This is a genomic window from Dyella sp. (assembly GCF_035277725.1).
Taxonomy (GTDB): Bacteria; Pseudomonadota; Gammaproteobacteria; order Xanthomonadales; family Rhodanobacteraceae; genus Dyella_B.
Map to the genome: position 1 here is coordinate 1 of NZ_DATEJY010000185.1, position 5490 is coordinate 5490.

The window sequence follows — 5490 nt, forward strand, 5'->3', positions numbered from 1 at the left end:
TCTTCGATCTCGGCGGCGGCACCTTCGACGTATCGGTACTGGAGATGTTCGAAGGCGTGGTGGAAGTGCACGCCAGCGCCGGCGACAACTACCTTGGCGGCGAGGATTTTCTCGATGCGCTGCAGGCGGCGTGTCTGGCTGATCTGAAACTGCGCGCCGACGATTTTTCCGCGATCGAACGCGGCCTGTTGCGCCGCCGCCTGGAACTGGCCAAGCGCAGCCTGAGCCAGCAGCCGGAAGTCAGTGTGGAATGCCAGGTCGGCAAGCACGACATCAAGTGGAGCATCGACCAGGACCGCTTCTTCAACCTGGCCGAGCCGCTCATGCAGCGCATGCGCATGCCGCTGGAACGTGCTTTGCGCGACGCGCGCCTGCGTCCCGACCAGCTCGATGAAATCGTGCTGGTAGGTGGCGCCAGTCGCATGCCATTGGTGTCGCGCCTGATCGCGCGCATGTTCGGCAAGCTGCCATTGCGCCACGTCAATCCCGATGAAGCCATCGCACTGGGCGCATGCGTCGCCTCCGGCCTGAAAAGCCGCGATGCGAAGCTGGAAGAAATCATTCTCACCGATGTGTGCCCGTATACGCTGGGCGTGGAAATCGGCCAGCGCGATGCACAAGGGCATGTGCAGAACGGCTTGTTCTCGCCGATCATCCAGCGCAACAGCGTGGTGCCGATCAGCCGCGAAAGCAGCTATTGGCCGATGAGCGAGCGACAGGCCAAGCTTACGCTGAACATCTATCAGGGCGAAAACCCGATGGTGGAGAACAACATCAAGCTGGGCGAGCTGGAAATCGCACTGAACCCCACGCTACCGGTTTCTGACAACGAAGTGGTCGTGCGCTTCACTTACGACATCAATGGCGTATTGCAAGTGGAAGCGACGCCGAAAGCCAGCGGCATTCGCCATGAACTGGTGCTGCAGCAAAACCCCGGCATGCTCAATGACGAGGAAATCCGCGCACGCCTGGCCGCCTTGTCGGAACTGAAAATCCATCCGCGCGCCAAGCAGGAAAACATCGCTCTGCTCGCACGCGCGGAGCGCTTGTTTGAGGAGCATCTCGCCGCACGTCAGGTGCTGCAGCAATGGATTGGCCATTTTCGGCAGGTGCTGGAAGCGCAGGATGAGCGCCTGATCGAAGAGCATCGCAAGAACTTCAGCGATGCGCTGGATTCGCTGGAGGCGCAGCTTTGAACTGGGCGTTTGCGCTGCTGGGGCTGACGTCGGAGGCGGATGCCGCCAGCGTCAAACGGGCGTATGCACGCTTGTTGCGCACGACGCGCCCGGACGAGGATCCGGAAGCGTTTCAGCGGCTGCATACGGCATACAAGATGGTGCTTGCGCATGTCAGCAAGTCCGCACCGCCACCCGTCAGTGCGCCGCCGGTGACGCAACCGCATCATGCGGATACCGTCGCGTCGCCCACGCCTCCATCGCCACAAAGCAGTATTGCCAAGCCGGCCCCTGCTCCCGCCATCCATCTGGGCAACCTGGCGAATGATGTCATTCGTGCTGCCGTTGAAGCGGAAAACGAGAGCGCGCTCTTTCACCTGTTACAGAAGCGGCCCGAGTTCTGGTCCATCCAGGTCAAGCAACAGGCTGCGCAGATCGTGCTGCAACGATTGTTTCAGCAGCCGCAACCTATATCGGGCAATAACATGGAAACGTTGCTGCGCTTCTTCGATCTGGACCACGTGCTCTCAGGCGTCAATCCTGCCGCCTTGCAAGCCCTGCGCGTGCGGCAAAGAACGTTGTGGGAATTGCTTCCCGAGCATCACCATGAACTAGCGCGGCGGATCGGCCTGGTGCGCAACAGTCGTCCCGACGTGCTGTCACTGCGCAAGGATCTTGCGTTTGTGCAACGGCCGTTCAATTGGCTGCGCACGGCCTTTGCGGCCATGCAATCCCAGCGTGGCCGCCGATTGGCGCGTTTGATCCAGGCGCTTTCCCATAACGGCCGTGTTGAGGACATGCCTGCGGCGATCGATCGGCGACAAGCTGTCTTCTGGTCTCGCGGCGCTATCGCGGGCACGTCATTGACATGGGAACGCTTCGCGCTCAATACCCTGCGCGCCGGCGTGTGGACGTTGGCGGTCATCTTCGCAGTCATAGGTATCTTCGCGATGGGCGGAGGATCCGAAACCACTGGCACGGATTGGCACGCGGCGATACGCACATCCAGCATTCTTGGCTCAACGGTTTTCGGTGGATGGCTGTTGATCGCAGGATGCTGGTGGTTTGATCAGTGGCAAGGAAAACCGGAAGCGACACCGGCGCGTTGGCCGTGGTTTCGCAGGCTCGCCATGCCTTTGCTCTGCGTTTCAAGCGTGGCCATCCAGGCATCCGGTTGGGCGCACGCTTTCGGCGGCATGCTGGCCGCCCTGAGCTTTGTTTTTGCGGTGCGGCGATTCCGCCGTCGCACGCCGGCAAAAAGCGAATTACTGCTGCGCACTGGACGCTTCGCACCGGTCATCATTTTTCTCAGCCTCATTCTTGGCGCACCACTGGTGCACAAGATGGATGACAGCGATTTTCTCACCATGGCCATGGCATTGCTCGGGTTTGCGTTGTGGGGGATCGACATGTGGCTTCATCGCGCTTACCTGCATCCCAAACTTGCACGAAGCTGACCTTGCACTCGCACATCGAAATATGTGCGCAAACTGACATTTCCATCGATCTCAATATCACGCTGATTCACTCAGCCGTGACGAAAGCGCACGCCACTTAAACACGCGCGCCATCTGCCACCTCATCGAAAGATTCCTGTCATCCACGCCCGGTGAGATGCGCGCCTTCGGCTGTGGTGCTGCACGCACTGTTGCATGGGGAAACCGGCATGGCCGGGCAGCCGAAAACGCCGCGTAGGGAGCGCGGTCGCGGATCAGCGCAGGGAGTGCGTTCTCATCTCACTCGACACAAGGATCAAGTCATGAACATCCGTAGCAAACGTTCCAGCCTCGCCAAAGCCGCGCTCGCGGCTGCCTGTGCCTTCGGCATCGCGCTGCCTGCTTTTGCGCAGGGCACGCAGACCTTGGTGATCGAGCCTGACCAGGGGCTCACCTCGATCTACAGCCTGATCAACGCTGCAAAGTCGACCATCGACATGACCATGTATGAGCTGCAAGACACCACCGCGCAGAATGATCTGTGCAACGCCACCGCACGTGGTGTCAAGGTTCGCGTGATCCTCGATACAAACCTGGAGAAGAGCAACAACACCGCTGCTTACAACCAACTCCACAGTTGCGGCGTCAACGTAGTGTGGGCCTATACCAAGTACCACGCCACCCACCAGAAGACGATCACCATCGATGCCGCCACAGCGAACGCGCAGACGGCGATCATGACGCTCAACCTCACTAGCCGCTACTACAGCACCAGCCGCGACTTCGCGGTGATTGAAAACGACAGTAACGACATCGCCGCGATTGAAGCCACCTTCAACAAGGACTTCACGCATTCGACCGTGACGCCTTCCGACGGCGACGACCTGGTTTGGAGCCCGACCAATTCGCAAACGTCGCTCCTCAACATCATCAACAACGCGCAGACCAGCTTGCTGGTCGAAAACGAGGAGATGAGCGACAGCGCCATCGTCAACGCATTGGCGAACGCCTGCGCGAATGGCGTGAGCGTCAGCATCGCCATGGTCAACGACAACAACGATTACGCCAGCGAATTCGACACGCTGACCAACGCCGGCTGCAACGTCAGCACTTACCCCGATACCAGCACTGGGTTCTATATCCACGCCAAGGCGATCGTGGCCGATTACGGCACCTCGAACCAGGTGGCGTTCGTGGGCTCGGAGAACTTCTCCAATGCTTCGCTCACTGAGAATCGCGAGCTTGGCTTGACGACGACCAACTCGAGCATCATCTCGCAGCTCGAAAGCACGCTGAGCAATGATTATGCCGGCGGTACACCCTGGTAAAAACCTGCAATGCCTCCCTCTGTCATGCAGAGGGAGGTTGCCGTGCATCGGCGAAAGCAGCCATTCACTCGTCCGTGACACGAGCGGGTAGCCTGTTTAATCATGCAAAGATGAAGCAGGCTTGAGGCGCGCAGAGGCGTAGGCTGGGATGAAATCCCAGCATCGGAAAGTCCAAGAAGCCGGGATTTCACCCCAGCCTACGATCGCCCCTCAATGACGGCGCGGCCGGAATTCCAGCGGTACGGCATCGCCGCGCGCAGCAGCCGGCGGCTTCGGTCCACACGCGCCACAGGTACTGCAGCCATCGCTGCAATTGCCCGTCGCCTGCTTCGGTTGCAGACGCCGTGCGAATGAGCGCATCCAGGCTGCATGCCCGGGCTGGCTGAAATGGATCGACGCAGACGCCAGCCAGCGGTTGGTCAGTTGCGGCGCCAGCTTGCGGAACGCATACAGCGCGCTCGCCAGCACCACCAGCGCGATCACCACGTATTGAATCAGCAACCCCGTACTCACGAGAACAACCCCGCGACCTGATAGGTGATAAACGACGCCAGGTACGCCACAACAAACATATAGCCGAAGGAAATCGCCACGTTGCGCCAGGACTGCGTTTCACGGCGGATCACGGCCAGCGTGGACATGCATTGCGGTGCAAAGGCAAACCACACCAGCAGCGACAACGCCGTTGCCAGCGGGAAGTTGCCGGTAAGCGCGTGTGCCAAGCCACCGTTCTGCGCATCGCCGCTGACGGCGTAGACCGTAGCCAGCGTCGCCACGGCCGTTTCGCGCGCAGCAAACGCAGGAATCAACGCCAGGCTGATCTGCCAGTTGAAACCCAGCGGCGAGAAGATGTGTTGCAGGAAGCGGCCCAGATAACCGGCAAAGCTGTAATTGATGGCGGGACCCGTGGCGCCTTCGGGCGGCGCCGGAAACGTGGAGATGAACCACATCAGCACGGTCAGCGCCAGGATCACGCCGGTAAGGCGCTTGAGGAAGATGGTGCCGCGCTCATACAGACCAAGCGCGACGTCACGCACCCTGGGCAAGCGATACGACGGCAGCTCCATCAACAAGGCATGTTCGCTCTTGTCACGGCGAATGCGCTTGATCACCCAACTCACCGTCATGGCGCCGACAATACCGGCCACGTACAAGGCGAACAACACCACACCCTGCAGGTTGAAGAAGCCGAACACACGACGTGCGGGAATGAACGCACCAATCAGCAGCGCGTACACCGGCAGTCGCGCGGAGCACGTCATCAGCGGAGCGACCAGAATGGTGGCGAGGCGATCGCGCGGATCGGTGATGCTGCGTGTCCCCATGATGCCGGGAATGGCGCAGGCAAAGCTCGACAGCAACGGAATGAACGAGCGGCCGGTCAGCCCCACGGACACCATCAGGCGATCAAGCAGGAATGCTGCACGCGGCAGATAACCCGACTCCTCCAGCATAAGAATGAAGAAGAACAGCACCAGAATCACCGGCAAAAAGCCAAGCACCGTGCCCAGGCCACCGAAGATGCCGCTTACCACCAGATCGTGGATCGGA

5 protein-coding genes are annotated in these 5490 nt (G+C 60.2%); 3 read left to right on the forward strand and 2 right to left on the reverse strand.

Annotated features, from left to right (window positions below; all coding sequences use genetic code 11):
* The 3 genes from VJR68_RS15955 to VJR68_RS15965 form a co-directional block, all read left to right on the forward strand.
* Nucleotides 1-1196 (forward strand): Hsp70 family protein (locus VJR68_RS15955; protein ID WP_324149298.1); only part of this gene is annotated, 1196 nt, incomplete at its 5' end.
* Nucleotides 1193-2632 carry a J domain-containing protein gene (locus VJR68_RS15960; protein WP_324149301.1) on the forward strand — a complete coding sequence of 480 codons (1440 nt, stop codon included), beginning with the start codon at nt 1193-1195 and terminating at the stop codon, nt 2630-2632. The genes VJR68_RS15955 and VJR68_RS15960, both read left to right, overlap by 4 nt.
* Nucleotides 2633-2934: 302 nt before the next feature.
* Nucleotides 2935-3939 (forward strand): phospholipase D-like domain-containing protein, encoded by a 1005-nt coding sequence (locus VJR68_RS15965; RefSeq protein ID WP_324149303.1) that lies wholly within the window; start codon nt 2935-2937, stop codon nt 3937-3939.
* A 210-nt stretch (nt 3940-4149) separates the two neighbouring features.
* On the opposite strand, the gene VJR68_RS15970 is transcribed toward VJR68_RS15965, so the two are convergent.
* Nucleotides 4150-4452, reverse strand: coding sequence for a DUF6587 family protein (locus VJR68_RS15970; protein ID WP_324149305.1), 303 nt, complete (start codon nt 4450-4452; stop codon nt 4150-4152).
* Nucleotides 4449-5490, reverse strand: a 1042-nt coding sequence (feoB, locus tag VJR68_RS15975) for a ferrous iron transporter B (protein ID WP_324149307.1), incomplete at its 5' end; no start/stop codon positions are given. The genes feoB and VJR68_RS15970, both read right to left, overlap by 4 nt.

What these genes read in the sequence shown, in the direction of transcription:
- VJR68_RS15965 (WP_324149303.1), top strand. Translation starts at nt 2,935, where the DNA reads ATGAACATCCGTAGCAAACGTTCCAGCCTCGCCAAAGCCGCGCTCGCG.